This is a genomic window from Thermaerobacter sp. PB12/4term, assembly GCF_003403315.2.
In the GTDB taxonomy this organism is placed as follows: Bacteria; Bacillota; Sulfobacillia; order Thermaerobacterales; family Thermaerobacteraceae; genus Thermaerobacter.
In genome coordinates this window covers 1625802-1651775 of sequence record NZ_CP048407.1, presented here as the reverse complement: position 1 = coordinate 1651775, position 25974 = coordinate 1625802, and the positions used below count along the sequence as shown (strand labels likewise).

Sequence of the window (25974 nt, the reverse complement as noted above, 5' to 3'; positions counted from 1 at the left end):
GGATGGTCCCTGCGGTGGGGGAGACCGGAGGGAGCGGCATCTGGCCCTCCCTGGCCGAGCACCTCAGCGAGCTGCGGCTGCGCCTGATCTACTGCGGGCTGGCTCTCCTGGCCGGCGTGGCGGTGGGGTTCTTCTACGCCCGGCCGGTGCTGGAGTGGCTGATCCAGCGGGGCCCCGAGGTCAAGCTGGTGGCCCTGGCTCCCGCGGAAGCCTTCCTGGTCACCCTGCGCATCGCCGTGCTGCTGGGCCTCGGCCTGGCGTCGCCCGTGATGGTCTACCAGGCCCTGCGCTTCATCTGGCCGGGGCTCACCGAGGCGGAGCGCCGATACGTGCGCTGGTATGCGTTCCCGGCCCTGGTCCTTTTCGCCGCGGGGCTGGCCTTCGGCCTCCTGGTCGCGGCGCCCATGGCGCTGAACTTTCTACTGGGGTTCAATGCCGGGCCCATCGAGCGCACCCTCTCGGTGCAGGCCTACGTTGACTTCGTCACCGGCCTGGTCTGGCCCTTCGGCTTCATCTTCGAGTTGCCGGTGGTGGTGGGGATCTTGACGGAGATCGGACTCCTCACCCCGCCGTACATGGCGCACCTGCGCAAGTACGCTCTGCTGGCCTCCCTGGTGGTGGCGGCCTTCCTCACGCCGACCACCGACATCATCACCCAGCTGGTCTTCACCGTGCCCCTGGCCGTGCTGTACGAGGCCGGTTACGGCCTGTGCTGGCTCATCCACCGCCGGCGGTCGTCGCAGGTGCGGCCCGCGCCCCAGGGGGGAGGGGTTGCCGATGCCTGAGGCCGAGATGGGCGGGCGGCGCTTGCTCTGCCTGACGGCCCACCCCGATGACGAGTCCTTCAGTCCGGGCGCCTCTCTGGCCCGGTACGCCGCCCAGGGGGTGGAGGTGACGGTAGTGTGCGCCACCCGCGGCCAGGCCGGCAAGGCGGGTGACCCGCCCCTCTGCAGCCGGGCCGAGCTACCCCGCGTGCGGGAGCAGGAGCTGCGGGCCGCCTGCCGGGAGCTGGGGGTGGCCCGGGTCCATGTGCTGGACTACGAGGACGGGCGACTGGCCCAGGTGGCCCCGGCGGAGCTGGTCGCGGTCCTGGCCGGCTGGATGGAGCAGCTGCAGCCCGACGTGGTGCTCACCTTTCCGCCGGGGGGCATTTCCGGCCATGGCGACCACCGGGTGCTGTCCCGGGCGGTGGAACAGGCCTTCCGCCAAGTGCTGGCGCCAGGGGGCCGGGCCCGGCTCTACTACTTTACCCTGCCTGCCGCCGTCTACCGGCTGAACGGGCTGGGAAGCCCGCCCCATCCGCTGGACGCCACCGTCACCACCGCGGTCGATGCCCGGCCCTGGGCGGAGCGCAAGCGGGCTGCCCTGGCCTGTCACCGCACCCAGCACCGGTCGGTGGAACGGGCCTTCGGCGGCTTCCCGCCGCCACCGTCGCCGCGGCTGGGATGGGAATTCTTTTACAGGGCATGGCCGCCCCTGCCGGCAGGCCTGCCGCCCCACCCGGAGGCGGTGGCCGCGGCCGCGGCGGCACCCGAGGAGGTGCGCCCGGCCGTAGCCGGCGCGGTGGAGTGGGGCCTCTTCCCCGCGGCTGCCGGCTAGCGGGCGGAGCCGGCGGGCGGGGCCGGTAATGGAGGCGGCGCCGGCAGCAATCCCAGCAACCCAGGAGGCGAGACCGTGGACGATCTGGAGCGGAACCGGCCGGAGCCAGGGCGGGCAGGGGGAAGCGCCGCCGGAGCCGGCGCAGGGCAGGCGAAACCCGCAGGGAAGGAGGCGCCCCGGGGCGAAGGGCGGCCGCAGGCCGGGGACCCGGGGGCGGCCGGGCCCGCCGGGACCGGTGCGGGCCAGACCGGTTCCTCCGGCAGCGGCCATGCCGGCCAGGGCGCCGGCGCGGCCGCGGCGCCGCCGGCCGGTCCAGGCGGCACGGGACCGGCCGCCGGCCTCAGCGATCCGGAGGCCCTGATGGACCTTTATTACGAGGTATCCATGGAGGGCGTCGATCTTGAGCAGTTCCTGCAGCGACTGGACGCCGGCGAGTGGGGACCCGTGGAGCCGGAGGTGGTGGCGGACTTCCTGCGGGACCTGGAGGCGGTGATCCTGAGCAACATCGAGGTCAAGGCCATGGAAGGCCCCCACTACGCGGGTCGCCGCCTGGAGGTGATCGAGGAGACCCAGCGGCAGTTCGAGGAGCTCATCGCCCGCTATCTCCTCCGGGGATCGGGCGCTTAACGGCCCAGGCGCAACTCGCCGACCCCCCGGGTGTCGCCCGGCGCCAGGGGCGGGAGCCACGTGACCGTACCGATCTCGGCCAGTTCCTGGGGGTCCAGGCGGCCGTCACGGGTGGCTTGCCGGTACTCCTCCCGGGTGAGGGTCACCGCCGCCACCATCTGCTCGCCGGCGCGGGTGGTGGGGTACGTGGCTCCCACCGACACGGCCTGCCACTTCTCGTACTCCGGCCGGCCGAAGACCACGTCCATGATCCGACGGCAATCCTCAAGGATGGCGGCCTTCAGCGCCTCGCGGGAGGTCGCCCGGTCGGCCCGCAGGGTGACCAGCAGCGTGGTGCTGGCCGCCTGGGATCGGCGATGATCCTCGGGCCCTTGCTGGACGAAGACCTTGCGGTTTTCGCCCCGGTTGGACGGGGTCACCGCCGCCTGGAGGTCGGCGCTCAGCAGGGGGCCCTCGTTCCACCGCGGCTTGGTGAACACCGCCGCCCGGCCGGCGCTGTGAGGCTCCCAGCCGACCCATACCGCCAGGGAGAGCACGGCCAGGGAGACGGCCGCCGTCAACCAGCCCGCCGCATGGCTGCGCAGGCGGAACAGGCTGCTGCGGCCGGTGACGATGGCGGTGACCCCCGCCACCATGCCGGCCAGGGCTACCAGTCCCAGAATGCCGAGCACGACATAAGGCACCGGTTGGAGCAGAAACCGTGTCACCGTGGGGGCCTCCTCCGGGCGGCGGACCGCCTTGCAGGGCGGTGCACCGCTGGGGCAGGCTGCCGGCGCCTGGCGCGCCGGGCCGCCCGCCGCCTTGTCCGGCCCTATTGTTCCCGCCCGGAGGGTTGCGATGCCGCGGGTCCCGGAGAGGCCGCGCTGGAAGGGCCCGCCGCTGCCTCCGCTGCCCTCCCGCCGCCGGCCCGCGCCCAGTCCACGGTGGCCAGCAGGGCCAGCAGCGCCAGCCGGAGGCCACGGTCCAGGCCGGACCGATCGATGTACTCGTCCAGGGTGTGGGCGCCGTCCCCGTGGCGGATGCCGAAGGTCACGGCAGGGATGCCGCGGCTCAGGGGCAGGTTGGCGTCGGTGCTGGCCGGCAGGTCGTGGGCGGGGACGCCGCACGTGCGCATGGCTTCCCGCACCAGGGCCACCAGGGGGTGATCGGCCGCCAGGGCGCCCTGGGGCCGGTCGCCGACCACCGCCACGTCCACATCCACTCCCTCTTCCCCGGCGGCCTCTGCCAGCACCTGGCGCACGGCCTGTTCCAGGCGCGCCAGGGCGGTGGCGTCTTCCGACCGCAGGTCCAGCTCCAGCTGGCAGGTGGAGGCGATGGTGTTGACCGACGTGCCGCCGCTGATGCGGCCGGCGTTCCAGGTAGTACGGGGGTCGGAGGGCACCGGCAGGCTTGCCAGCCGGGCCAGGGCGCGGCCCGCGGCGACGATGGCGCTGGGCTGGCCGAAGTCCTTCCAGCTGTGCCCGCCGGGGCCGGTGAAGGTGGCCCGCAGCCGCCGGCTGCCGATGCCCCGGTAGCACAGCATGCCCAGGCCCCCGTCCAGCACCAGCATGGCCGCCGGGGGGACGGGGCAGCCGTCCAGGAAGGCGCGCATCCCCCGCAGGTTGCCCAGGCCTTCTTCCCCGGTGTTGAACAGCCAGACCACCGGCACGGGCGGCGCGAAGCCGGCGTGGGCCAGGGCTTCGGCCAGCAGCAGCAGGCACGCCACCGAAGCCGAGTTGTCGCCGATTCCCGGCCCGTATAGCCGCCGGCCCTGGCGGCGCACGGTCAGGGGGGTCTCCGGCGGGAAGACGGTGTCCAGGTGGGCCGAGATCACCACCGGGGCCGGGGATCCGGCACCGTCCCCAGCGCCGTTGCCGGTTGCGCTGCCGCGCCCCGCGGGGTCCCGCGGTGCCGGGTCCGGCCGGAGTGCGGGCCAGGGCGCCCACACGTTGCCCGCCTCGTCCCGCCGGACCGCCAGCCCCAGCCCTTCCAGGCGGGCCGCCACGTAGCGGGCGCGGGGTTCTTCCGCAAAGGTCGGAGCGGGGATCTGGGTGATCCGGACGATCTCCTCCACATAGCGGTCCAGCTGGCGTCTGAGATAGGACCAGGAGTGGCGCCAGACGGCATCCTGCAGGACCTGCCGAACCAGCTGGCCGGCCGCCGCGGCCGCGGCGGCTTCCCCGGCGGAGCGGGCGGGAGTCGGCGGCGGCATGCTCACGGGCGCCCGTCACGCTCCCCCCGTCCTTCCGGCCCTGCAGCCCCCGGACCGGTGCCCGGCCCGCCACGGGTTCCGGGAGGGATGTTCGCCCGGATGGCGGGCCCGTCCGGCGCGCCGTCCGGGCCGCAGGGGACCATGCCGCCCCGGGAGGCAGCGACCCAGGGGGAAGGAACTTGCGGAGCGGTACGGGACGAACCGGCTCCCCAGGGTGTGGGTTCTCCGGCCAGGGCGGCCAGGGCGGCATCGGTCAGGGCGACGCGATAGCGGAAGAGACCTCGCCCGGTGGCCAGCATCCGCTGGCGGATGGGCCCTGCCAGTTCCTCCAGGGTGACGAAGCGCGCCTCGGCGATCTCCCCGGGGTCGTGGGGGTCCAGCCGGGATGACGTGGTGCGGGCCGCGAAGACGTGGCTTACCCAGTCCTCCCACTGGTCCCCGCAGGTGAACCGGGCATGGATGCGCAACAGGTAGCGCGTGGGTTCGATGTCAAGCCCCGTTTCCTCCCATGCCTCCCGCCGCAGGCCTTCCAACAGCGGCTCGCCGGGCCGCGCACCGCCGCTGGGCGCCCGGTAGATGCCAGGGGGGAAAGAGGGCTTGCGGATGGTGGCGACCCGTCCCGCGGGGTCAAAGACGAAGAAGGTCAGGTCATGGTGACGCCCGCGCCGGGTGCTGGCCCGGACCAGTGCCAGCTCCTCGGGACCCACCTCGCCGGTCCACTGCAGGCAATGGGGCCGGCCCAGGCGGGCCTCCACGGCGGCCAGCTCCTCTGCGGGGAAATCGGGGTCGAACAAGGCCCGGGACTCCTCTCCGGCGGTCTCCCATGGGGGTTCTGGCCGGCTCCGGCGGGGCTGCCAGCCCTATCCGCTATCCCCAGTATAGCACCCGTCCCCAGCGAGCCGGCCCTCCCCCCGGCCGCCCGAGCCTCGGCGGATCCTCTCGGTGGCCGCCGCCATGGCCGCTGCAGGGCCCGGTCTAGCCACCGCCGGGCCGGGCGGGCCCGCCCTGGGACCACCATGCCCACCCCGGCAGCGTCAGCCGGCGCCATGGCCGTGACTGCCGCACCCGCGTCTCTTCCCGCCGGCGTTCCGCTCCCGTGCCCGCCCGCCTCGACGCCCGCCGGTGCCGGCAGGAGCCCGGCCGGGCACGTGGTACCCCTTAAAGAATATGAACAGGATCCTTCCTGCCCCGGCATGGGCTGGTTCCGGCGAGCGGGGGGCCTTCGCCCGCGGGCTGGTGGCGGGCATGCCCATCGTCGCCGGCTACCTTCCCATCGGGCTGGCCTACGGGGTGGTCGCCGTCCAGGCGGGCCTGACGCCCCTCGAGGCGCTGGCCATGTCCGTGCTGGTCTTCGCGGGTTCGGCCCAGTTCGCCGCCGCGGGGATGATGGCAGCGGGCGCGGCCACGGCCACCCTGGTGGCCACCACCTTCCTGATCAACCTGCGCCACGTCCTGTTCGGCGCCGCCCTGGCCCCGCGCCTGGCCGAGAGGCGCTGGGGCCGCCTGGCGGTGGCGGCCTTCGGCTTGACCGATGAGGTGTTCGCCGTGGCCCAGGCGACGCTGGAGGGCGTTGCCCGGCCCTGGCCGTACCTGCTGGGTCTGGAGGTGGCCGCCTATGCCTCCTGGTGCGGCGCCTCCTGGCTGGGGGCCTGGATCGGCGACGCCCTGACCGGTCTGGGGGACTGGGGGCTGGATTACGCGCTGCCGGCCATGTTTGTGGCCCTGATCGCCCTCCAGCTGGGCGGGCGGATGGGCCGGGGCCTAGTGGTCGCCCTGGTGGCGGCCGGCGTGTCCCTGGCTCTGGGCGCTGCAGGCTGGCCCCACTGGCGCGTCCTGGGTGCCGCCGTGGCAGGCAGCGCCGTGGGGGTGGTGATGGACCGGTGCGCCAGTCGGTGGTGGCGGCCTTCGTCCTGATGGGCATCGTCACCTACCTGCCCCGTTGCCTGCCGCTGGTGGGCCTTAGCCGGGTGCGCCTGCCCCGGCTGGTGGAAGATGCTCTGCGGTACGTGGGCATTGCCGTCATGGCTGCCCTGGTGGCGCCGGACCTGGCGGCCACCTGGGGACAGCCGCCCTGGGGCCTGGGTCCCCGGCTGGCCGCGGCGGTGCCGGCGGCCATCGTCGCGCTGTGGACCCGCAACATGGCCTGGACGGTGGTGGTGGGGGTGGCGGCCTACGCCCTGTTGTTGCGGGGCGTGCCGCTGGGATAAGGGAGCGTCCCGGTCCTGAGTGTCCCTGTCCGCCGCGGGGGCATCCCAGGGCGCCGCGCGGGGGGCCTTGTCCCCCGGTGTCGTCCTCTTCCCGGCGGCGGCTTGGTGTCCCGAGCCTTGGGTCCTGGTTCCTTGCGCCTTGCGCCCTCGCCCCCCGCGCCTTATGCTGGCGGTGGCGGGATCGGGTGCCGAACCGGGTGGAGCCGGGTCTTCACCGGGTCGTCTAAGGGCCGTTGCGCCGGCCGGTCGGCTCTCTGCCCGGTGGAGCCGGCGCCGCCGTCTTCCGGCTGCCCGTCCGATGGACGGGCGGGCGGTGCGGCCGTATCATACCCCCGCCATGGGCGAGGCTCCGCGGATGCGCTGGATTTACGCCATCCACAATCGCTTGAACATCTTCCAGAAGGTCCTGATCGCCAACGCGGTCCTGCTGGTGGTCACGGGGATCGGGGCGGCGGCGCTGGCGGCCCATGTACGGCAGCTGCCGCTGGTCCAGCGGTGGCTGCAGGACCAGGCGCTGACCGTGGTGATCCTGGCTTTCCTCACCGCCGGGCTGATGGTGAGCCTGGGGATCAACTGGATCATCCTGCGGGTGGCCTTCCTGCCCCTGTTCCGGCTGCGGGAGATCATGGACGACGTGCGGGCCGGCCAGTTCCACGCCCGGGCGCCGGCCATCGTGGGCGACCCGGACGTGGCGGCCATGGGTGCCATCTTCAACGAGATGCTGGACCGGCTGGACGACTACCGCCGGGCCACGGCCTCCCAGGTGCTGCGGGCACTTGAAGAGGAGCGCAAGCGCATCGCCCGCGAGCTGCACGACCAGACCAGCCAGGTGCTGACCTCCCTGCTCATCCACCTGGACCTCCTGAAGGAGCGGCTGGGCGGCGACGCCCCCGAGGACGTCCAGCGCAAGCTGGCCTTCATCCGCCAGCTGACCAGCGACACGCTGGAGGAGATCCGCCGCCTCACCTTTGATCTGCGCCCGACCATCCTGGACGACCTGGGGCTGGTCCCCGCGGTGCGATGGTATGTCCAGAACGTGCTGGAGCCGGCCGGCATCGAGGTCGAACTCAGCGCCAGCGGTTTCAACGGCCGCCTGCGGGACGAGATCGAGACGGCCCTCTTCCGCATCGTCCAGGAAGCCCTGACCAACATCCTCAAGCATTCCCGCGCGACCCGGGCCCAGGTCATGCTGCGGCGGGAACCCGGCGGCGTGTCGGCGGAGATCCGGGACAACGGGGTCGGGTTCAATCCCCGCCAGATGATTCCCGGCGCGGGTCCCGATCCGGGACGTGGCCTGGGGCTCTTCGGCATGCGGGAGCGGGCCGCCCTGGTGGGCGGCCGGATCGAACTGCATTCCCGGCCGGGACAGGGCACCCGGCTGCGGGTCTGGATACCCCTGGAAGGCCCGCCGGGCCGCCCGGCCGGGGAAGCCGCGGCCCCCGGGGAGGGGGCCGGGACGCGCCCTGCCGGAGCGCCGGATGCACCCGGAGCACCGGGTTCCCTCGCGGGGCCGGCGGCACCCGTGACCGTCGCCGGCGGTGGCGGCGGGGAAGATGCCCGGGAGGAGGCGGCCATGGGCCATGTCTGAGTTCGCAGGACGGACCGCCCCCGGCGGCGCGGGCGACGCCGGGGGCCGCCGGACGGACCCGGCAGGGGGGCCGGCCGTAGCTGGCGGGGCAGGCGGCCGGGAGCCGGGGGGCCAGGAGGCTGGCGCGGGCAACGAGGTCCAGCGACCCATCCGGGTGCTGGTCGCCGACGACCATGCCATCCTGCGGGACGGAATTCGCACCCTGCTGGAGGCCCACCCCGACATCGCCGTGGTGGGGGAGGCGGCCGACGGCCGCGAGGCGGTGGAACTGGCCCGGCGGCTGCAGCCCGACGTGGTGTTGCTGGACATCGGCATGCCGGGGATGAACGGCATCGAGGCGACCCAGGCGATCCTCAAGCAGCGCCCCGAAACCCGCGTTCTGATCCTCTCCATGCACGACAACGAGGAGTACATCTTCCCCATCCTGGAAGCGGGGGCGGCGGGCTACGTGCTCAAGCGCTCGGCGGCCACCGAACTGGTGTCGGCTCTGCGGGCGGTGGTGCAGGGACACACCATCCTGCACCCCGATGTGGCGGCCAAGGTGGTGAGCGGCGCCGCCCGGCGCCAGAAGGGGGAGGGGGCCGGCGAGGGGGTGCCCCGCCGGGTGGACGGCCTCACGGAGCGGGAGACCGAGGTGCTGACCCTGATCGCCCAGGGGCTGACCAACCAGGAGATCGCCGACCGCCTGTTCATCAGCATCAAGACGGTCCAGGCCCACCGCTCCAACATCATGGAGAAGCTGGACCTGCATGACGCCGTGGAACTCACCAAGTACGCCATCCGCCACGGCCTGATCTCCCTGGACGACTGACGGGACCGGGGCGGCGGGCAGCCGAAACCGGCGGAGGGCGGAGGCTCCGGGGACGGGGGGCTGGAGGTGGACGAGCCGCTGGTGCCACGCCGGGTGGCCGTGGGTTCTACCAACCCCACCAAGGTGGAGGCCGTGCGTCGGGTGATCACGGCCGCCTGGCCGGGCGTGGAGGTGACGGGCCACCAGGTGCCCAGCGGGGTGCCGGTCCAGCCGCTGGGAGCCGCCCAGACGGAGGCGGGAGCGCGGCAGCGGGCCCGCCTGGCCCTGGAGTCTGCGGGCGGGGCGGCGGATCTGGGGATCGGCTTGGAGGGTGGGGTCGATCCGGCCGGGTTCCTCCTCAGCGCCTGCTGCGCCCGCGACCGGAAGGGCCGGGAAAGCGTGGCCTGGAGCCTGCGGATGCCCCTGCCGCCGGTGGTGGTGCGGGCTGTTCTCCACGGGGAGGAACTGGGCCCGTTGCTGGAGCGGCTAGGCGGCGTGGCCGGCATCGGGCGCGGCCCCGGAGCCGTGGGCCTGTTCACCCGGGGGCTGGTCGACCGCACCCAGCTCTGGCAAATGGCCGTGGCCGGGGCCCTGGCGCCCTGGCTCACGCCCCAGTGGGACTGGTTCTCATCCCCGGCCGGGTGATGCCGGCGCCGGATCCGATCCATGCCCGTGGGCTGATGCCTGCCCATGGGTTGATGCCATCGGAGCCTAGGCGTTGAGGAAGGGGTCCATGGCACCCTGCTGGACCCAGTGGCGGGCGATGCGTTCCAGCTGGCGGGCGTGGACGTTCTCGTGCAAGCCCACGAAGTGGATCCACTGGGCGGCGTTGAAGGGCCAGCCGTAGAGAGGGTGCGGCTCGATCACCCGCTCCACGTCGTACCGCGGCAGGTCATGGAGAATGGCTTCGAGGCGCCGGCGGCCGGCCGCCAGCTCCTCCGCCACCTCCTCGTCGTGCCAGCGGCCCCGGGGCTCCGCCCACACGGGCGCGCTGTAGGTCTTGCCCTCGGCGTCCAGCATGACGGGGCGGGCATCGACCCACTGGACGGGCAGGCCGCGGCTCATCCGGCCCTCGCGCCGGGCCCTCTCCAGCATGCGCTCCAGAAGATCCCCGCAAAACCGCTCGGTCAACACCAGGTGCTCCAGGTTGTCCAGCAGCGACCAGCGATCGGGGGCCGGGCGCTGGTGCCACAGGGGTCGCGGCACCTGCACGGCCAGGCGCAGCACCTTGCGCCGGGCGTGGTCCAGGTAGCTTTGCAGATCCTCCAGGGTGTGCACCGGCATGGCGGGCACCTCCCACTGGCCGCCGGGCCGGCCGCCGCCCGCGGCCGGAGCCCCAGGGTAGGGCGGCACGGCTTCCGCGGCACCCGTCCCTGGTAAGGTTTGTTCGTATTGTACCCAAGCAGCGGCGTCCATGCGCGGCCCGGCCCGCCAGCGGCCGGTGGAAGCCGGTGAGCGGTGGCGCCGGGCCAGCGGGCGGCGGCATCCGGGCGCGCCGGCCCAGGCGGCGCCTGACGGCGGAGCCCGCGGGTCAGCAAGGCGCCTACACGGCCCTCCCGGGAACGGCTGCCCCGTGGCTTTCCCGGCACCTCTACGGTCCCGGGCGGGCCGGGGTTGGCGGAGCCAGGAGGCCCCGCCAAGAACGCGCCCCCGGAAGCACCCGGCCGTGCCGCGGCCGGGTGCTTCCGGGGGCCTGCAGGAGCGTCACGCTGTCGCTGCCGCCGCGCTGACCGGCGGGCGGCGGCAGCCGGTCAGCGCGGCGGGCAGGGGCCCGGGGCGCCCGGGTCAGGCGAACTCCTTGAGGATCGCCTGCCAGTGCTCGGGCTCGTATTCCAGCCGGGCCTTGACCAGGGGCTCTTCCGCGTAGCCCGGCAGAAGGTCCTGGTACGAGGGCTGGCTGTCGTCGATGTAGATCCGGCCGATGACCAGCTCGTCGTACTTGCGCACCGTCTCCACGGCCAGGTCGTAGTTGCGCGGGTCGTAGTCCGGATCCTCGTCCAGGTTGACCAGGCGCTCCTTGTAGAAGTCGTAGGTGTTGACCTTGTTGTAGGTCACGCACGGGCTGATGCAGTTCACCAGCGAGAAGCCCTTGTGCTGGATGGCCTCGGCGATGATCTCGGCCATGTGGTCGGGATGGGACGAGAAGGCCTGGGCCAGATAGGTGACCCCGGCAGAGAGGGCCAGCTGCAGGGGCTTGATGGGCCGGTCCGCCGTGCCCGCGGGCGACGAGGTGGTCTTGAAGCCCTGGGCGCTGGTGGGCGAGAACTGGCCCTTGGTCAGCCCGTAGATGTGGTTGTCCATGACGATGTAGGTGATGTCGATGTTCCGGCGCACCGCGTGGATGAAGTGGTTCAGGCCGATGCCGTAGCCGTCGCCGTCACCGCCCGCGGCGATCACCGTGAGGTCCCGGTTGGCCAGCTTGATGCCCATCGCCACGGGCATGGTGCGGCCGTGGACGGTGTGGACGCTGTACGACCGGAAATAGTCTCCGATCTTGCCCGAGCAGCCGATGCCGGCCACCAGGACCACGTTCTCCGGCGCCAGGTTGAGCTTGGCGGCCGCCTCCTGCAGCGCGCGCAGCACGCCGAAGTCGCCGCAGCCGGGGCACCACCAGGGCGCCGCGTTCGTCCGGTAGTCCTTGGGCGTGCGGATGACCGTCGCCATGCCTCATCCAACCTCCTTGGCCGACGCCGCCATGGGCGACACCGCGGCCAGCACCGGCTCCACGATCTCCGCCGGCAGGAACAGGGTCCCGTCGTACTTGTTCAGGGTCCGCAGGCGCGCCTTGTCAGCGCTGTCAATGTGCTGGCGCATCAGGGCCGCCAGCTGGCCCTGGGCGTTGTTCTCGGCCACGATCACGTGCCTGGCGCGGCCAAGCAGTTCGGCCACCGGCCCCGCGGGGAAGGGGGCCAGCAGCCGGATGTGGGCGTGGCCCGTGGCAACGCCGCGCTCCGTCAGGATCTCCCGGGCCTCCCGCAGGGCGCCGTAGCTGGCTCCCCAGCCGACCAGCAGCACCTCGGGCTGCTCGGGGCCCTCGTAGCGCACCGCCTCCACCCCGTCCACCTGGGTGAACTTGCGCAGCCGCTTCTGCATCATGCGGACGCGGTTGCCGCGGTCCTCGGTGATGTGGCCCGTTTCGTCGTGCTCCAGGCCCGTGGCCAGATGCAGGCCGCCCGGCATGCCCGGCAGGGAGCGGGGCGAGATCCCGGTGTCCGTGAACCGGTAGCGCTTGAAGTCGCCGCCTTCCCAGTTCAGGTCGTCGGGCAGCGCCACGGCGCCGCGGTCGATGCGCACCCTCTCGAAGTCGATGCCTTCCACCGTCTGCTTCGCCAGGCCCAGGGCCAGGTCCAGGGCCAGGATCACCGGCGTCTGGTAGCGGTCCGCCAGGTTGAAGGCGTCCACGGCGCCGTAGAAGCAGTCTTCGATGGTCACCGGCGCCAGGACGATGCGCGGCAGGTCGCCGTGGGAACCCATCACCATCTCGAACAGGTCGGACTGCTCGTGCTTGGTGGGCATGCCCGTGCTGGGACCGGCGCGCTGCACGTTGACGATGACGCATGGCGCCTCGATCATCCCCGCGTAGCCCAGGGCCTCCTGCATCAGGGAGAAGCCCGGGCCCGAGGTGGACGTCAGGGCGCGCACGCCGGCGTAACCGGCACCGATGACGGTGCTGATGGCAGCGATCTCGTCCTCGGACTGGACGACCACGCCGCCGTACTGGGGCAGCTTCTTGACCAGCCAGTGCATGATCTCCGAGGCCGGAGTGATGGGATAGGCCGCCACCAGACGGCAGCCCGCCACCAGCGCGCCGAAGGCCGCCGCCTCGTCGCCGGTCATCAGGTAGCGGCGCCGGCCGTCGGCCGGGGCCAGGTGGAGGTGGCCGTCCGCCTCGCCCAGGGCTTGCAGGGCCGCATCATAACCCCGGCGCAGGGCGGTCTTGTTGGCCTCCACCAGCTTGCCGCCCTTCCCGGCGAAGCGCTCGTCGATGATGGGCTCGATGTCTTCGGGGGCCAGGCCCAGGAGCGCGGCGGAGACGCCGACGCCGACCATGTTCTTCATGATCGGGTTCCCCAGCTCGCGGGCCAGGTCGACCATGGGGACCTCGATCAGCCGGACGCCTTCCACACCGGGCGGCAGCTTGCCCCGGCCGCCCTTGCCGTTAAAAACAACGACGCCTCCCGGGGCCATCTCGCCGGCGAGGCGGTTGATGCTGTCCTGATCGAACGCGATGAGGACGTCGATCTGGGGTGCAATGCCGTAGACCGGCCGCTGCGCGATGCGGATCCGGTAGTTCGTATGCCCGCCTTTGATCCGGGACCCGAAGGTCCGATAACCGTAGATATAATAGCCGAGGCGGTTCAGCGCCGACGCCAGGATCTCACCCGTCGTATCGATCCCCTCGCCCTGCTGGCCGCCTACCACCCAGGTGAGCTCATTGCTCACGGACGCTGCCTCCTTAGAAGGATTCGGCGGAAGCCGCCATCCGTTCTTTGCCGCACCGTCATTGTACTACGACCGCTCCGCAACCGCCCATGCAACTTTGCAGGGGAACGCAACGTTTCCTGCATGTCTGCCATTCCATTCCATAACGTCGCCGACGGCGTGGCGCGTCGGGGGCCGGATCGCCCGCGCACCTTGCCGCGTGCCGGCTCTTGAGGCGGCCGGAACCGGATGCCGGTGAAGAAGCCTGAGCTTGGCAGCATGAAGGGGGAAGGCCGTCCTCATGCTATGACTGCCTCGGGCAACGACGGCCCTCAAGAAGCCGCAAAAGGAGGTGCGACAATGGCCCAGGGTCAGCAGCGGAACCGCGCCCTTTTCCGCGGTGCGGAGCAGGCGCTGGACCGCTTCAAGTATGAGGTGGCGCAGGAGCTGGGGATCCAGGTCCCGCAGGACGGTTACTGGGGTGACATGCCCACCCGCCTGACCGGTGCCGTGGGCGGTCACATGGTGCGGCGCATGATCGCGCTGGCGGAGCAGCAGCTGGCGCAGCAGGGCACGCTGCCGCCGGTGAGTCAGCAGATCCCCGGCCAGCAGACCCGGTAAGCGGGCATGAGCATGTCGGGTGACGGGCCCGCATCAGCGCGGGACGAACCGGCTCCCGGCTCGGCCCAAGGACACCCCGATGAGGCGGGGGCTCAGGTCCCCGCCTCCTTCCTGTTGCGCCGGATCCTTCGCGCCGGATCCTGCCCGCGCCGGGATCACCTCGCCCCGCAGGAGCTCTAGCCAACCCCCCGCGCCGGTTCGCGGCTCGCGCCAGCGCAACTGCGCCAGTGCGCAGGTCGAAGAAGACGAGGATGGCTGCGGCCCCGTTCTACCCCCGGGCGGGCGGCGTCCCCGACCCGTCGCCGGAAGCTTCGGCCGCGTTCGCGCCCTGGCGCGCCAGGTGGGCCATCACGGCCTCGGCGGTGCCCAGGTTGGTGGCGATGGGTAGGTTGTGGACGTCACACAGGCGCAGCAGGGCGCTGACATCGGGCTCGTGGGGATGGGCCGTCAGCGGATCGCGCAGGAAGAAGACCACGTCGATCCGGCCCGCGGCGATCTCGCTGCCGATTTGCTGGTCGCCCCCCAGGGGCCCGGAGAGGTAGCAATGCACCGGCAGGCCCGTCGCCTCGGCCACCATGCGGCCCGTCGTGCCCGTGGCCACCAGCTGGTGGCGGGCCAGCACCTCGCGGTATCGCTGGACGAACCGCAACAGATCCGGCTTCTTCTTGTCGTGGGCAATGAGTGCCACCCTCAAGCGAAACCGCCTCCCCGCTGCCATTATGCCCTGCCGGGCCGGCTCGTGGCCAGGCGCCGGCGGGCCGGCGGGACGGCCGCGCTTCCAGGGCCCCTGCGAGCCGGGAGGAGGCGGCCGCGCTCCCCGGGTCCCGTGCCCCCGGTCCTGGCCAGGGGTGCCTTCATACCTCCCGTACCCTCCCTCCGGCGGGCGCTTACGACGGCAGCGCCGTCCGGGGTGGCCGGGGCGGCGCGGCGGCGACCCAGGCGATAGCGGCCACCGCCGCGCCGGCAGCGCTCCAGCTCAGCAGCCGGCCTGCCAGCCCGGAACCCAGCAGGGGAGCCAGGCCGTCCAGAATCCCCAGGGCGGCCAGCCCGGCGCAAGCCGGCAGGACGACCCAGCCCACCAGGTCCGGGGCCGTGCCCGTCCGCCAGAGGGCGCAGGCCAGGTTGCCACCGCCGGCCACCACCACGTCGGCGACCAGGGAAAGGCAAACCACGCGCACGGCCGCGTCGGGCGGCATCCCCGGCCGGATGCCCCAGGCGATGACGGCGATCCGCACTCCCGCCGAGGCCAGGTCGACCACCATGGGTTCCAGGGGGCGGCCCAGGCCGCGCATCACCGCCGCCGCCACCTGGTCGGCGTACAGCAGCAGCGCCGCCGGAGCGACCCAGTGGATCAGGCGCCCGGCTCCCGGGTAGTCGCCGCCGGCGGTGCCGGGGAAGAGCAGGGCGGCCAGGGCGGTTCCCTCCCGGGCAAACAGCACGGCGGCCAGCACACCCAGGTGCAGCGCCACCGCCACCACGCGCCGTACCTGGTCCCGGAGCCTGCGGGGATCGTGTTCCGCCTGGGCCACCGCCGGCACGATGGCCGCGGCCAGGGCGCCGCTGAAGACCGTGGGCAGCAGGAGCAGGGGCGCGGCCAGCCCGCCCAGTTCGCCGTACACGGCCAGGGCCTGGGTGACCGTCAGGCCGGTCTGGACCAGGCGGGTGGGAATCAGGGTGGCCTCCAGCAGCCGTGCCGCAGACAGCAGGATTCGCTCCACCGTGGCCGGGCCCGCCAGCGCCAGCACTTCCCCCAGGCTGGGGGCCGGATCGCTGCCGTGCCCGGACCGGCCCGCCGGCCGGATAGCCGCCGTCCCGGTCCCCGGCCCGCCGGCAGGAGACGGCGGATTCCCCACCGTGCCCGGCCCCGCCGGCGAGCCGCGGTCCGGTGGCGGCGCGACGGTCCGGTAAGCGAGCCAGGTGGACAGGAAGCCCACGGCCTCCCCCGCCACCAGAAGACCGACGAGGAACACCAGGGGCGGCCAGGGCAGCCGGGCGCCGGGATGGACCGCCAGGGCCAGGGCGCCCACCCGCACCACCTGTTCCACCAGCTGGGCGATGACGATCCAGGCCGAGCGCCCGTCGCCGAGGAACTGGCCTCGCAGCACGGCCGAGGCCGCCGCCAGGGCGATGGCCGGGAGCAGCAGCACCAGGGGCACGGCCTGGCGGGCCTCCGCCCAGCCCGGGCCGGGCGGCGTCCAGCCCGTGAGCAGCAGCCAGGCGGCAGGCAGGGCCACGCCGGCCACCGCCAGGACCGCGGTGCGGGTGATCACCCGGGGAAGGGCCGGATGCCCGGCGCTGCGCGCCGTCACCCGGGCGACGGCGTCGGGCAAACCGGCCACCACCGGGGTCAGCAGGGAAAAGTACAGCGACATGGCCAGCTGGAACAGGCCCAGGCGAGCAGGATCGAGAAGCCGGCCCAAGAGGAGCCGGTAAAGCAGGCCCAGGATCCGGTTGGCCAGGTTGCCCGCCGTGAGCCACAGGGTGGAGCGCAGGATGCCCCCCATGCCGATCCCGTCCCCTCTTACGCCACCATGCCTATGCCGCCGGGGACGGGCTCAACCCACGAGGACGGGCCGGCCAGGCCCGCCGGAAAACCAAGACCGCCGGTGGTCGAACCGGCGGTCCGGGTGCGGGTGATGGAACCATGGGTTACGGGAGCGACAGGTAGCCGCTCCGCAACAGGTGGCCGTTCACGGAATACGTCTTGCTACCTGCGGGGGCGGTCGCCTGCCTGCCGCCCGCTGACCGGCGCTCGGGCTTACCAGCGCTCCAGCCGGGCGTCGCGCAACTTCTTCTCCGACTGCTTCAGGAAGTCGGCCAGCTTGCGCTCGAAGTCGCGGTTGTCGCGCCGGGGCCGGCGGCCGCCGTCAGCCGGCGCCGGCTGGGTCGCCTTGATGGACAGGGCGATCTTGTTGTTGGCCTCGTCGATGCGCAGGATCTTGACCTTCACCGTATCGCCCACCGAAAGGTGGTCGCTGACGTTTTCAACCCACCCGTGGGCGACTTCCGAGATGTGGACCAGCCCGGTCCGCCCATCGGGCAGCTTGACAAAGGCGCCGAAGCCGGTGATCCCGTCCACCGTGCCCTCGACGATGTCCCCGACCGAATATGCTTCCGCCATGCCGCGCCTCCTAGATGCCAGGATGGACCTATTATCTCACATCCGGGCGCGGAACTGAAGGGGAGGGGCCATCCTCGCCCAGCAGGCGCCGGTAAAGGGCTTCGTAGCGCGGGATCACGGTCTCTGCCGCGAAACGGCGGTGGGCGGACCGGGCGCCGGCGCGGGAGAAGGCCGCGTGGCGGGCGGGATCCTGCAGCAGTTCCAGGGCGCGGCGGGCCATGCCCTCCACGTCCCCGGGCGGCAGCAGGTAGCCCGTGCGGCCGTGTTCGACCACCTCGGGCAGGCCCCCGGTGCGGGCGGCGACGACCGGTACGCCGCACGCCATGGCCTCCAGGGCGGCAAGGCCGAAGGCCTCCTGGCGCGACGGCAGCAGGAAGAGGTCCGCGGCCGCCAGCAGGCGGGCCACGTCGGTGTGCTCGCCGAGAAAGCGCACCCGGTCTGCGATTCCCAGCCGCCGGGCCATGTGGGCACAGCGGTCCACGTCGGGACCGTGGCCGATGAGCAGCAGGCGGGCCGGCACCTCCCGGCACACCCGGGCGAAGACCGCGATGACCGCCGGGGCATCCTTGGCCGGGCGGAAGTTGGAGATGTGCACCAGCACCCGCTCCCCTGGCTCGGCCAGGCCGCGGCGCAGGGCCGGATCGCCGCGCCGCCGGGGATGGAAGACGGCCGGATCCACGAAGTTGGGGATGACCTCCAGCTCCCGTTCCACCCGGAAGGCGGCCAGGGTGGCCTCCCGCAGGTGGTGGGATACCACCGTCACCGCGTCGGACTGGTTGATGCTGAACTCCACGATCCGCTGGAAGGACGGGTGGGTGCCCAGCAGGGTAATGTCGGTGCCGTGAAGGGTCGTCACCACCCGCAGGCGCCGCCGGGGGGCCAGCATGGCTCGCGCCAGGTAAGCGGCGGTGGCGTGGGGAATGGCGTAATGGACGTGGAGCAGGTCCAGCCGCCGTTCCTCGGCCACCGCGGCCATCTGGCTGGCCAGGGCCAGGTCGTAGGGCGGGTAGGTGAAGAGCGGGTAGGAGGGGACCTCCACGGGGTGGAAGTGGATCCCCGGCCGGGTCAGGTCCAGGCGGAAGGGCACGTCGTGGCTGATGAAGTGGACCTGGTGGCCCCGGGCGGCCAGCTGGTGGCCCAGTTCGGTGGCCACCACGCCGCTGCCCCCGGAGGAGGGATAGCAGCTGATACCGATGCGCAGGGAGCGTGCCGCTCCGGGGGCCAACGCCGCCCACCTCCCGACCTGACCCTGGCCCGCAGGAACCCCGGTGCGGGGACCGGCCCTCCGTGGGGGGAGTTGCGGGTTTCCGCCGCCATTGTACCAGCAGGCGGCCTGCGAACAACCGTTGCCGTCGCCCCGGCGGGGCGGAAAGGGCCGCCCGTGACAGCGGCGAAGGGAGGGAGAGCACGGTGCAAGAACCACCGCGGGACGAACCGGCATCCTCCGGCGGGCCGGCTCCGGCGGCCACCCCGGCCCGGACCGCCGCGCCGCCGCGGGCCGCCGCCCCGGCCGCCATCCGGGCCCTCCTGCCAAGGCTGGAAGGGGCCCTTCCCCGGCAGGAGCTGGTCCCGCTGGCCCAGGCGCTGATCCGCGCCCGGACCGTCAACCCGCCGGGTGGCGAGGCCCAGGCGGCGGCCGTGGCCGTCCCCTGGCTGGAGCGCCACGGCTTTGACGTGGCAACCTACGAGCCCCGTCCCGGGCGGACCAGCCTGATCGCCCGCCGCCAGGGCGCCGAGCCCGGACCCACCCTGCTCTGGTGCGGGCACCTGGACGTGGTCGAGGCGGGGGACCCGGCCGCCTGGCCTCATCCTCCCTTCGCCGGGGTTCTGGACGGCGACCGGATCTACGGGCGCGGGGCGGTGGACATGAAGGGGCCGGTGGCGGCTGCCCTGGCGGCGGCTGCAGCCATCGCCCGCCTGGGCGGCCCCCGGCGCGGCCAGCTGGTGCTGGCGCTGGTGGCCGACGAGGAGACCATGGGGCGTCATGGCGCGGGCTGGCTGGCCCGGCGCGGGCTGCTGCGGGCCGACGGCGCCATCGTGGGCGAGCCGACGCGCCTGCACCTGGTCCGGGCCCAGCGGGGGGCGGCCTGGATCCACCTGCGCCTGCACGGGCGGCCCGCCCATGCCGCCGTGCCCCACCTGGGGGCCAGCGCGGTGGCAGCGGCTGCCCGGCTGGTGCTGGCCCTGGAGGAGCGGGTCTGGGACGCCTTCCACCCCCTGCTCGGCCCACCCACGGCCAGCGTGGGCCGCATCCGCGGCGGCGACAGTCCCAACCGGGTCCCCGAGCGCTGCGAGCTGGTGATCGACCGGCGAGCGGTGCCGGGGGAGACCGCTGGGTCGGTGCGCCAGGAGGTGGAGGCCGTGGTGGCCGAGGTGCTGGCCCGCCATCCCGGTGTGACGGCGACCATCACCCGCTGGCAATGGGCCGAGCCGGCCGAAACTCCCGCGGATGCAGCCATCGTGGAGCTCGTCCGGGCCGCGGGGCAGGCGGTCACGGGCCAGGACCTGCCCGAAGCCGGGACGGTGGCGGTAACGGACATGCGTTACCTGGTGGCCGCGGGCATTCCCACGGTGATCGCGGGACCAGGCCGGCCCGATCTGGCCCATGCCCCCGGCGAGTTCATCACCGTGGACGAACTGGCCCAGGGCGCCCTTTTCTATGCGGCGGCCTTTGCCGGGTGGCTCGGCGTCGCCGGATCGCCGGCGTGAGGGGGCAGGCCGGTGCCCGGCACTCCCCGAGCCGCCAAGCGCCCCGTGGGGGCCAGACCGGCCATGCCTGCAATGAAACGGGGGAGGGTGAGGATGGACAGGCCGTCCGGAGGTGTCCAGGCGGCAGGCGGTGCCGGGCTGCGGGCGGCGGCCAGGCATGGCGCCGCCCGGGCCGTGGCCGGAGCGGAGGCCCGAGGGACCGGCCACGCCCCGAAGGGGGCGGGGCCCGGCTGGCGGGGCGCCCGGCCGGGGCCGGTGGGTGCGCGGGCCGCCGCGGCGCCACCGGCACCCGGGCCGGTTCGTCCCGTGGTCCTGAGCTGGAGCGGTGGCAAGGACTCGGCCCTGGCCCTGGCCCGCCTGGCCGCCGACCCGCAGGTCCGGGTGGTGGGCCTGCTGGCCACCAGCAACGAGGTCACGGGGCGGATCAGCATCCATGGGGTCCGCCGGGCGCTGGTGGAGGCCCAGGCCCGGGCCCTGGGCCTGCCCCTGTGGTGGGTACCCCTGCCCGACCCCTGTTCCAACGCCGACTACGAAGAACGGATGGCCCGCGCCCTTGCCCGGCTGGCAGGCCGGGGTGTCCGCGCCGTCGCCTTCGGCGACCTCTTCCTGGCCGACATCCGCGCCTACCGGGAAGGGCAACTGGCCCGGGCGGGCATGACCGCCCTGTTTCCCCTGTGGGGGAAAGACACCCGGGAACTGGCGGGCGAGGTGGTGGCGTCGGGGATCCGCGCGGTGGTGGTGGCGTCGGGTCCCGACCTGGGGCCCCGGTGGTTGGGCCGGCCCTATGACGCCCGGTTCCTCGCGGAGCTGCCGGCCACCGTGGACCCTTGCGGCGAGCGGGGCGAGTTCCACACCTTTGTCTATGACGGGCCCGCCTTTCGGGAGCCGGTGGCCTTCCGTCCCGGAGAGCGGGTGGAGCGCGGCGGCTTCTGGTACCTGGATCTGCTGCCGGCGGCGCCAGGGGAACCTGACGGGTCGCCGGGGAGGGCGCTTTGACCCGCCCCGCCCCAGGGGCCGGCGAGGAGGCGGAGGGATGGCGGCGACCAGCCGTTACCAGCGGTTGCGCAACCTGCGGCGGTACCGGGAGATTGCGGCCGTCCTGGCCCGCCACGGCCTGACGGTGCTGGTGGAACAGGCCGGCCTGCCCCGCCAGGGACGGCGGGACCGCTGGCCCTGGCTGCGGCGCCGGTGGCGCCTCCGGCGCGACGGCACGGCGGCGGTGCCGCCGGCAGGGGCGGCCGCCTCGCCGGCCGGGGGGCCGGGGGGGCGGGGCGGGCCAGGGGCAGGGGAATCCGTCACCCAGGGGGCGCCGGGGGCCGGAACCGCCGGCGACGGGACGGTTCCGGCCGCGGCCGCGGCAGGGGCGGCCGCGGCCGCAGAGGGAGGCCGCAGATTTGGCGTTCACCTGCGCCAGGCCCTGGAAGAGCTGGGACCGACCTTTGTCAAGCTGGGGCAGCTGCTGAGCACGCGCCCCGACCTCTTGCCTCCCGACGTGCTGCGGGAGCTGGAGCGGCTGCAGGACCGGGTGCCGCCCTTTCCCTTCGAGGAGGCCGCCGCCCAGATCGAGCAGGAGCTGGGCCGTCCTCTGCACCAGCTGTTTCGCCGTTTCAACCCGCGCCCCCTGGCCGCTGCCTCCATCGGCCAGGTCCACGCCGCCCAACTGCCCGACGGCCGGGCGGTGGTGGTCAAGGTCCAGCGGCCCGGGATCCGCCGCACCGTCGAAGCCGATCTGGCCCTGCTCATGGATCTGGCCGAACTGGCCGAGCGCTACAGCCCCTGGGCGGCCTTCTACCCCTTCCGCGACATCGCCGCGGAGCTGGCCGCCAGCCTGAGGGCCGAGCTGGATTTCGTCCGGGAGGCGCGGAACGCGCAGCGACTGGCGCGGCTTCTGGCCAGCCGGCCGGGAATCCAGGTTCCCCAGGTGATCTGGGAGTACACCACGCCGCGGGTCCTCACCCTGGAACGGCTGGAGGGCGTCCGCCTGGCGGAGGCGGGGCGGCTGGAGCCCGCCGGGGCCCGTCGCCTGGCCCGCACCCTGGTTGATGCGGTGCTGGACCCCCTCTTCCGGGCCGGGTTCTTCCACGCCGACCCGCACCCGGGCAACATCCTGGTGCTCCCCGGGGGCAGGGTGGGTCTGGTGGATTTCGGTATCACCGGGCAGCTGGACCGCATCACCCGCCGGCGACTGGTCGCCATGGTGATCGCCCTCTGGCGGGGCGACGCGGGCGGGCTGCTGCAGGCGGTGGAAGGCCTGGCCGTGATTCCCCCGGGTACGGACCGGCGCCTGCTGCGCCGGGACCTGGAGCTGCTCCTCGACCGGTACCTGGACGTTCCCCTGAGCCGGCTCGACCTGGGGGAGATCCTGCCGGTTTTCTTCGACCTGCTGCGCCGTTACCGCATCCGGGTTCCGGCCGATCTGGCCCTGGTGGGCAAGACCCTGCTGGCCTTGCAAGGGGTGGTACGGGCCATCGATCCCGACCTGGCGGTGCTCGACCTGGCGCGGCCCCTGGGGCGGCGCCTGCTGCGCCATTACCTCTCACCGGCCGAGGTGGGCCGCCGCTGGCTGGACCGCTGGGAAGAACGGGCCGAGCCCCTGCTGGACCTTCCCGCCCAGCTGCATGCCCTGCTGGTGCAGGCCCGGGCGGGGCGCCCGGTCTTCAAGGTGGAGGTGGTGGAACGGGAGGAGTTCCACCAGGGGCTGAGCCGGCTGGTCAACCGCCTGGCCTTCAGCGTGCTCCTGCTTTCCTTTACCATCTTGATGGCGGCGCTGGTGGTGGCGGGCGCCTTGCTGGGCCGCAGCGAGCCGGTGCTGCGCTTCCCCTTCCTCGAGGTGGGGGTGGCGGTGCTGGCCCTGGCCACGGCGGCGCTGCTGTGGGCCATCGTGCGGTCGGGGCGGCTTTGAGCCGCAGCACCGGGGCGGCCCCCGGGCCAGCCGGAAGGAGCCGTGGATCCGTGCAGCGGTGGCGTGGCACCCGCCCCCGGCCGGGCTGGCGGGAATGGGTGGAGATCATCCGGCTGCTGAAGAACCCCCAGGCGGGCACCGCCTCGCGCCTGGCGGTGCTGCTGGCGGCCCTGTACCTGTTCTGGCCGGCGGACCTGCTGCCGGGCCTGCCGCCCGCCTCCTGGCTGGATGACGCCACGGTGTTGTGGCTGGCCTATCTCTTCCTTCGCCGGCAGCTGGAGCGGCATCGCCAGCGGGATCGCCGGGGAGAAAGGGGCCCGGGCCGGGCGGGCGGGCCGGACCCCGCCGGGGGATAGACCCCGCAGCCTCCCGGCGGCGCCGGGATCCCGGACACCGGGGCGCCGGCTCCGGTGCGGGGGCGGGGCGCCGGTCCAGCAGGCGGCAGCATGGCGCCGCGACAGCAGGCCTGGCGGTAGTGGCAGGCACCGGGCGCAGGGCTGCCGGCTGCAGCGCGTGCCCCGCCACGGTCCCGCCGGGTGCGGCATGGCGCCCGCTGCGGTCCTGGCGGCGGCGCGCCGCCCAATGGCTGGCGGCGGGGGCGGGACGTTCCGGCCGGGCTCCGCCATGGCGCCGGGCCGCCGGCCGCCGCCGGAGCGGCCGGGCTTCAGCGCCGGTCGGGCCGGGTGGGCGGTTCGTCCAGCAGGCGCCGGCGCACCGGCTCCCGGAGCCGGCGCACGGCCTGCTCCAGCTCCTGGCGCTGGCCGGGAGAGAGGTCCCGCATGTGGGCCACGTCGTTGCGGGCATGGCGCAGCCGGTCGAGCAGGTCCAGGGCCGCGCCCAGGTCCAGGGGACTCAGCCAGGACCGGAACCACCGGTCCCAACCGGCTTCCACCAGCTGGCGCAGGTCGTAGAGGTCGACGTAATCCAGCGGGTCCGACCCGCCGTCCCGGCGGCAGTACTCCTCGATCCGCCGGGCCTGGGCGGGCGGCAGCAGAGCGAGCCAGCCGCCCCGGGGACCCGAGGCTTCGAGGCGGTACAGGAGGACCCGCAGGACCTGCTCCAGCTCCCGCAGCCAGAGGTAGGGCGCCGCGTCGCGGACCACGTCGACGTAGGTGATGATCCCGGGTTGCCGGCCGGGGGCGGCCACCACCACGGCGGGGGCGCGGGCGAGCCCGTCCAGCACCTCCAGCAGGCCGGCGGCGGGCGTCACCTGGGGCAGGGGCGGCTCCTGCACCTGGGCGGCCGTCACCCGGTCCGGATCGAGTTCTTCCGCCAGCAGGCGCTGCCAGGTGCGGGCGGTCAGGGCCCCGGTGACCTGCCGGCCGTCCCATACGGGCGCCCGGCTGAAGCCGGCCTGCTGCAGCGCCGCCAGCACCCGGCCCACGGGGTCCTGGGGCCGGGCATAAAGGGCGGGGCGGGCGATGCGACCTGCCTGCCAGAGGGTACTGGGCATGGGCGTCGACCTCCTTCGGCCAGGTTGATTGTTCCCCGCCGGGCCCCTGCGGTCCGGGGCCCTGGCGCACCCCCCGGCCTTGGCGGAACCGGCTCCGGCAGGGGCGCCTGCGGCGGGGCGGGCTCCGGCGGTCTGGAGAGACTAGGCAGCGGAGGTGAAGGCGTTGGCCGAAACCAGCGTACGGGACCGGGTGCCGCCCGGCCAGGTGGTGACCGAGAAGTTTCCGGTCCTTCACACGGGCGAGGTGCCCCGCTACCGGGACGACCTGAGCGACTGGAGTATTCACGTCTTCGGTGAAGTGGAGCGGCCCGTCACCCTGACCTGGGACGAGTTCCGCCGCCTCCCTGCCCGCGAGGTGGTGGTGGACATCCACTGCGTGACCCGCTGGAGCAAGCTGGGCACCCGCTGGCGCGGCGTCCCGGCGGCCCGGGTACTGGAGGAAGCCGGGGTCAAGCCGGAGGCCCGGTTCGTCCTGGTCCACGCCGACCCGGACTACACCACCAACCTGCCCCTGGCCGACCTGTACCGCGACGACGTGCTTCTGGCCTTCGAGTTCGACGGCCGGCCCCTGGCGCCGGAACACGGCTACCCGGTGCGGCTCCTGGTGCCCCACCGGTACTTCTGGAAGAGCGCCAAGTGGGTGCGGGGCTTCGAACTGCTCCCCGAGGACCGGCCGGGCTACTGGGAGGAACGCGGCTACCACAACGAGGCCGACCCCTGGAAGGAGCAGCGGTACGGCTTCTTTTAAGGACGAGTAAGGACGAGGCACCGGCTGCTGAGGATGAAGCACCGCCTGCCCGGCTTGCCGGCTGAGGCTGCCGGCGCGGCCGCGCCGGTGCCGGCTTCCCCGGCCGGCAGCCCCTGGGGCGCCCCGGAGCCCCCCGCCTCGCCGCCGACCGGCGGCGCCGCCGGGGGGCGGGCACCGGGTGCAAGGCCGGGGGCCCAGGTCGGGGCGGAGGACGGCGGCAGGGGAGCCGGGGACGGCAGAGCGGAACCTGAAACCAACGGCCGCTGCAACGGCGGCAGGGCGGGGAGGGCCGGGGCGTGCCGGGGGAGCGCATCCTGGTGGTGGACGACGAGCCGGGGATCCGGGAGGTCTGCCGGCTCTACCTGGAGCGGGAAGGGTTCGCCGTGCGGGAAGCGGCCAGCCTGGCGGGAGCCCGCGCCGCCCTGCGGGGCGAAGCGCCGGCGCTGGTCGTCCTGGACCTGATGCTGCCCGACGGCAGCGGCCTTGACCTGTGCCGGGAGCTGGTGGAGGCCGGGACTCCGGTGGTCTGCCTGACCGCCCGGGCCGACGAGACGGACCGGGTGCTGGGCCTGGAACTGGGCGCGGACGATTACGTAACCAAGCCCTTCAGTCCCCGCGAGTTGGTGGCCCGGGTCCGGGCCGTACTGCGCCGGGCCCGGGCCACCAGGGAGCCGGCGCCGGTGACCGTGCGGTTCGGCCGGTGCGCCGTCGACCTGGCCGCCCGGCGGCTCTGGGTGGGCGGCCGGGAGGTGGCCTGCACCCCCAAGGAATTCGACCTTCTGGCCCTGTTCGTCACCCACCCCCACCGGGTCTTCACCCGCCAGCAGCTGCTGGAGCGGGTCTGGGACTTCTCCTATGCCGGCGATACCCGCACCGTGGACGTCCACGTGCAGCGGCTGCGGCGGAAGATCGAGCCCGATCCCCAGCACCCGCGCTATCTCAAGACGGTGTGGAGCGTGGGGTACCGGTTCGACCCCGAGGGCGAGGCGAGCTGAC

The 25974-nt window shown here is 73.6% G+C and carries 26 protein-coding genes; 15 read left to right on the top strand and 11 right to left on the bottom strand.

Annotated features, from left to right (window positions below; translation table 11 throughout):
• Nucleotides 1-14 precede the first annotated feature (14 nt).
• The 3 genes from tatC (at nt 15) to DYI95_RS06860 (ending at nt 2226) form a co-directional block, all read left to right on the top strand.
• Nucleotides 15-785, top strand: a complete 771-nt coding sequence (tatC, locus tag DYI95_RS06870) for a twin-arginine translocase subunit TatC (protein WP_116900502.1) — start codon at nt 15-17, stop codon at nt 783-785.
• A complete protein-coding gene (locus DYI95_RS06865; RefSeq protein ID WP_116900503.1) occupies nt 778-1599 on the top strand; it encodes a PIG-L deacetylase family protein in 822 nt (273 codons plus the stop codon). The genes tatC and DYI95_RS06865 overlap by 8 nt, the downstream gene beginning before the upstream one ends.
• Before the next feature lie 75 nt (nt 1600-1674).
• Nucleotides 1675-2226, top strand: a complete 552-nt coding sequence (locus DYI95_RS06860) for a hypothetical protein (RefSeq protein ID WP_116900504.1) — start codon at nt 1675-1677, stop codon at nt 2224-2226.
• Here the strand turns inward: DYI95_RS06860 and DYI95_RS06855 are convergent.
• From DYI95_RS06855 to DYI95_RS06845, 3 genes are all read right to left on the bottom strand, one after another.
• Complete coding sequence (locus DYI95_RS06855; RefSeq protein ID WP_116900505.1) at nt 2223-2933, bottom strand: hypothetical protein; 711 nt, start codon at nt 2931-2933, stop codon at nt 2223-2225. The two genes, DYI95_RS06860 and DYI95_RS06855, sit on opposite strands and share 4 nt — an antisense overlap.
• 104 nt (nt 2934-3037) lie before the next feature.
• Complete coding sequence (locus DYI95_RS06850; protein WP_203530776.1) at nt 3038-4417, bottom strand: M20/M25/M40 family metallo-hydrolase; 1380 nt, start codon at nt 4415-4417, stop codon at nt 3038-3040.
• Nucleotides 4418-4419: 2 nt separating this feature from the next.
• Nucleotides 4420-5211, bottom strand: a complete 792-nt coding sequence (locus tag DYI95_RS06845) for an NUDIX hydrolase (RefSeq protein ID WP_116900507.1) — start codon at nt 5209-5211, stop codon at nt 4420-4422.
• 451 nt (nt 5212-5662) lie between these two features.
• On the opposite strand from DYI95_RS06845, the gene DYI95_RS06840 reads away from it, so the two are divergent.
• The 5 genes from DYI95_RS06840 to yjjX all read left to right on the top strand — a co-directional run bounded on the left by DYI95_RS06840 (nt 5663) and on the right by yjjX (nt 9647).
• Entirely contained in the window at nt 5663-6331 is a 669-nt protein-coding gene (locus DYI95_RS06840) for an AzlC family ABC transporter permease (RefSeq protein ID WP_243149666.1), read from the top strand.
• Nucleotides 6298-6624, top strand: coding sequence for an AzlD domain-containing protein (locus tag DYI95_RS06835; RefSeq protein WP_116900509.1), 327 nt, complete (start codon nt 6298-6300; stop codon nt 6622-6624). Before DYI95_RS06840 ends, DYI95_RS06835 begins: the two co-directional genes overlap by 34 nt.
• A 355-nt stretch (nt 6625-6979) precedes the next feature.
• Entirely contained in the window at nt 6980-8212 is a 1233-nt protein-coding gene (locus tag DYI95_RS06830) for an ATP-binding protein (RefSeq protein WP_116900585.1), read from the top strand.
• Nucleotides 8205-9023 (top strand): response regulator transcription factor, encoded by an 819-nt coding sequence (locus DYI95_RS06825; protein ID WP_116900510.1) that lies wholly within the window; start codon nt 8205-8207, stop codon nt 9021-9023. Before DYI95_RS06830 ends, DYI95_RS06825 begins: the two co-directional genes overlap by 8 nt.
• A 66-nt stretch (nt 9024-9089) precedes the next feature.
• Nucleotides 9090-9647, top strand: a complete 558-nt coding sequence (gene yjjX, locus DYI95_RS06820) for an inosine/xanthosine triphosphatase (protein ID WP_243149665.1) — start codon at nt 9090-9092, stop codon at nt 9645-9647.
• 66 nt (nt 9648-9713) lie between these two features.
• Here the strand turns inward: yjjX and DYI95_RS06815 are convergent, their stop codons facing one another.
• From DYI95_RS06815 to DYI95_RS06805, 3 genes are all read right to left on the bottom strand, one after another.
• Nucleotides 9714-10286: a DinB family protein gene (locus tag DYI95_RS06815; protein WP_116900511.1), complete on the bottom strand. Its 573-nt coding sequence runs from the start codon at nt 10284-10286 to the stop codon at nt 9714-9716.
• 501 nt (nt 10287-10787) lie between these two features.
• The gene (locus DYI95_RS06810; protein WP_116900512.1) at nt 10788-11666 is read right to left on the bottom strand and encodes a 2-oxoacid:ferredoxin oxidoreductase subunit beta; all 879 of its coding nucleotides are present in this window, start codon (nt 11664-11666) and stop codon (nt 10788-10790) included.
• A 3-nt stretch (nt 11667-11669) separates the two neighbouring features.
• Nucleotides 11670-13445, bottom strand: a complete 1776-nt coding sequence (locus DYI95_RS06805; RefSeq protein WP_116900513.1) for a 2-oxoacid:acceptor oxidoreductase subunit alpha — start codon at nt 13443-13445, stop codon at nt 11670-11672.
• Nucleotides 13446-13784: 339 nt separating this feature from the next.
• Between DYI95_RS06805 and DYI95_RS06800 the strand changes: the two genes are divergently transcribed.
• Nucleotides 13785-14045, top strand: a complete 261-nt coding sequence (locus DYI95_RS06800) for an alpha/beta-type small acid-soluble spore protein (RefSeq protein ID WP_006903780.1) — start codon at nt 13785-13787, stop codon at nt 14043-14045.
• 268 nt (nt 14046-14313) lie between these two features.
• On the opposite strand, the gene DYI95_RS06795 is transcribed toward DYI95_RS06800, so the two are convergent.
• The 4 genes from DYI95_RS06795 to bshA form a co-directional block, all read right to left on the bottom strand.
• Entirely contained in the window at nt 14314-14739 is a 426-nt protein-coding gene (locus DYI95_RS06795; RefSeq protein ID WP_116900514.1) for a methylglyoxal synthase, read from the bottom strand.
• Between the two features lie 193 nt (nt 14740-14932).
• Nucleotides 14933-16549: an oligosaccharide flippase family protein gene (locus DYI95_RS06790; RefSeq protein WP_116900515.1), complete on the bottom strand. Its 1617-nt coding sequence runs from the start codon at nt 16547-16549 to the stop codon at nt 14933-14935.
• 254 nt (nt 16550-16803) lie between these two features.
• A complete protein-coding gene (locus DYI95_RS06785) occupies nt 16804-17166 on the bottom strand; it encodes a S1 RNA-binding domain-containing protein (protein ID WP_006903783.1) in 363 nt (120 codons plus the stop codon).
• A gap of 31 nt (nt 17167-17197) precedes the next feature.
• Nucleotides 17198-18391 carry an N-acetyl-alpha-D-glucosaminyl L-malate synthase BshA gene (bshA, locus tag DYI95_RS06780; protein WP_116900516.1) on the bottom strand — a complete coding sequence of 398 codons (1194 nt, stop codon included), beginning with the start codon at nt 18389-18391 and terminating at the stop codon, nt 17198-17200.
• Nucleotides 18392-18576: 185 nt separating this feature from the next.
• Between bshA and DYI95_RS06775 the strand changes: the two genes are divergently transcribed.
• From DYI95_RS06775 to DYI95_RS06760, 4 genes are all read left to right on the top strand, one after another.
• The gene (locus tag DYI95_RS06775) at nt 18577-19875 is read left to right on the top strand and encodes a M20 family metallopeptidase (protein ID WP_116900517.1); all 1299 of its coding nucleotides are present in this window, start codon (nt 18577-18579) and stop codon (nt 19873-19875) included.
• Nucleotides 19876-19968: 93 nt separating this feature from the next.
• On the top strand, nt 19969-20871 hold the full coding sequence (locus tag DYI95_RS06770) for an adenine nucleotide alpha hydrolase (RefSeq protein WP_116900518.1): 903 nt from the start codon (nt 19969-19971) through the stop codon (nt 20869-20871).
• Between the two features lie 37 nt (nt 20872-20908).
• On the top strand, nt 20909-22777 hold the full coding sequence (locus DYI95_RS06765) for an AarF/ABC1/UbiB kinase family protein (RefSeq protein WP_116900519.1): 1869 nt from the start codon (nt 20909-20911) through the stop codon (nt 22775-22777).
• A 50-nt stretch (nt 22778-22827) separates the two neighbouring features.
• Nucleotides 22828-23133: a hypothetical protein gene (locus DYI95_RS06760; RefSeq protein WP_116900520.1), complete on the top strand. Its 306-nt coding sequence runs from the start codon at nt 22828-22830 to the stop codon at nt 23131-23133.
• 308 nt (nt 23134-23441) lie between these two features.
• On the opposite strand, the gene DYI95_RS06755 is transcribed toward DYI95_RS06760, so the two are convergent.
• Nucleotides 23442-24230 carry a CBS domain-containing protein gene (locus DYI95_RS06755; RefSeq protein ID WP_116900521.1) on the bottom strand — a complete coding sequence of 263 codons (789 nt, stop codon included), beginning with the start codon at nt 24228-24230 and terminating at the stop codon, nt 23442-23444.
• A 163-nt stretch (nt 24231-24393) separates the two neighbouring features.
• On the opposite strand from DYI95_RS06755, the gene DYI95_RS06750 reads away from it, so the two are divergent.
• Nucleotides 24394-24978, top strand: a complete 585-nt coding sequence (locus DYI95_RS06750; protein WP_116900522.1) for a sulfite oxidase-like oxidoreductase — start codon at nt 24394-24396, stop codon at nt 24976-24978.
• Nucleotides 24979-25274: 296 nt separating this feature from the next.
• Nucleotides 25275-25973 carry a response regulator transcription factor gene (locus DYI95_RS06745; protein ID WP_116900523.1) on the top strand — a complete coding sequence of 233 codons (699 nt, stop codon included), beginning with the start codon at nt 25275-25277 and terminating at the stop codon, nt 25971-25973.
• The last annotated feature ends 1 nt before the right edge of the window (nt 25974 follow it).

Excerpts from the sequence above, each read along its gene's own strand:
- DYI95_RS06865 (WP_116900503.1), top strand. The coding sequence starts at position 778 with ATGCCTGAGGCCGAGATGGGCGGGCGGCGCTTGCTCTGCCTGACGGCC.
- DYI95_RS06850 (WP_203530776.1), bottom strand. The coding sequence starts at position 4,417 with ATGCCGCCGCCGACTCCCGCCCGCTCCGCCGGGGAAGCCGCCGCGGCC.
- DYI95_RS06840 (WP_243149666.1), top strand. The coding sequence starts at position 5,663 with ATGCCCATCGTCGCCGGCTACCTTCCCATCGGGCTGGCCTACGGGGTG.
- DYI95_RS06830 (WP_116900585.1), top strand. The coding sequence starts at position 6,980 with ATGCGCTGGATTTACGCCATCCACAATCGCTTGAACATCTTCCAGAAG.
- DYI95_RS06825 (WP_116900510.1), top strand. The coding sequence starts at position 8,205 with ATGTCTGAGTTCGCAGGACGGACCGCCCCCGGCGGCGCGGGCGACGCC.
- DYI95_RS06815 (WP_116900511.1), bottom strand. The coding sequence starts at position 10,286 with ATGCCGGTGCACACCCTGGAGGATCTGCAAAGCTACCTGGACCACGCC.
- DYI95_RS06810 (WP_116900512.1), bottom strand. The coding sequence starts at position 11,666 with ATGGCGACGGTCATCCGCACGCCCAAGGACTACCGGACGAACGCGGCG.
- DYI95_RS06800 (WP_006903780.1), top strand. The coding sequence starts at position 13,785 with ATGGCCCAGGGTCAGCAGCGGAACCGCGCCCTTTTCCGCGGTGCGGAG.
- DYI95_RS06790 (WP_116900515.1), bottom strand. The coding sequence starts at position 16,549 with ATGGGGGGCATCCTGCGCTCCACCCTGTGGCTCACGGCGGGCAACCTG.
- DYI95_RS06785 (WP_006903783.1), bottom strand. The coding sequence starts at position 17,166 with ATGGCGGAAGCATATTCGGTCGGGGACATCGTCGAGGGCACGGTGGAC.
- DYI95_RS06770 (WP_116900518.1), top strand. The coding sequence starts at position 19,969 with ATGGACAGGCCGTCCGGAGGTGTCCAGGCGGCAGGCGGTGCCGGGCTG.
- DYI95_RS06765 (WP_116900519.1), top strand. The coding sequence starts at position 20,909 with ATGGCGGCGACCAGCCGTTACCAGCGGTTGCGCAACCTGCGGCGGTAC.
- DYI95_RS06755 (WP_116900521.1), bottom strand. The coding sequence starts at position 24,230 with ATGCCCAGTACCCTCTGGCAGGCAGGTCGCATCGCCCGCCCCGCCCTT.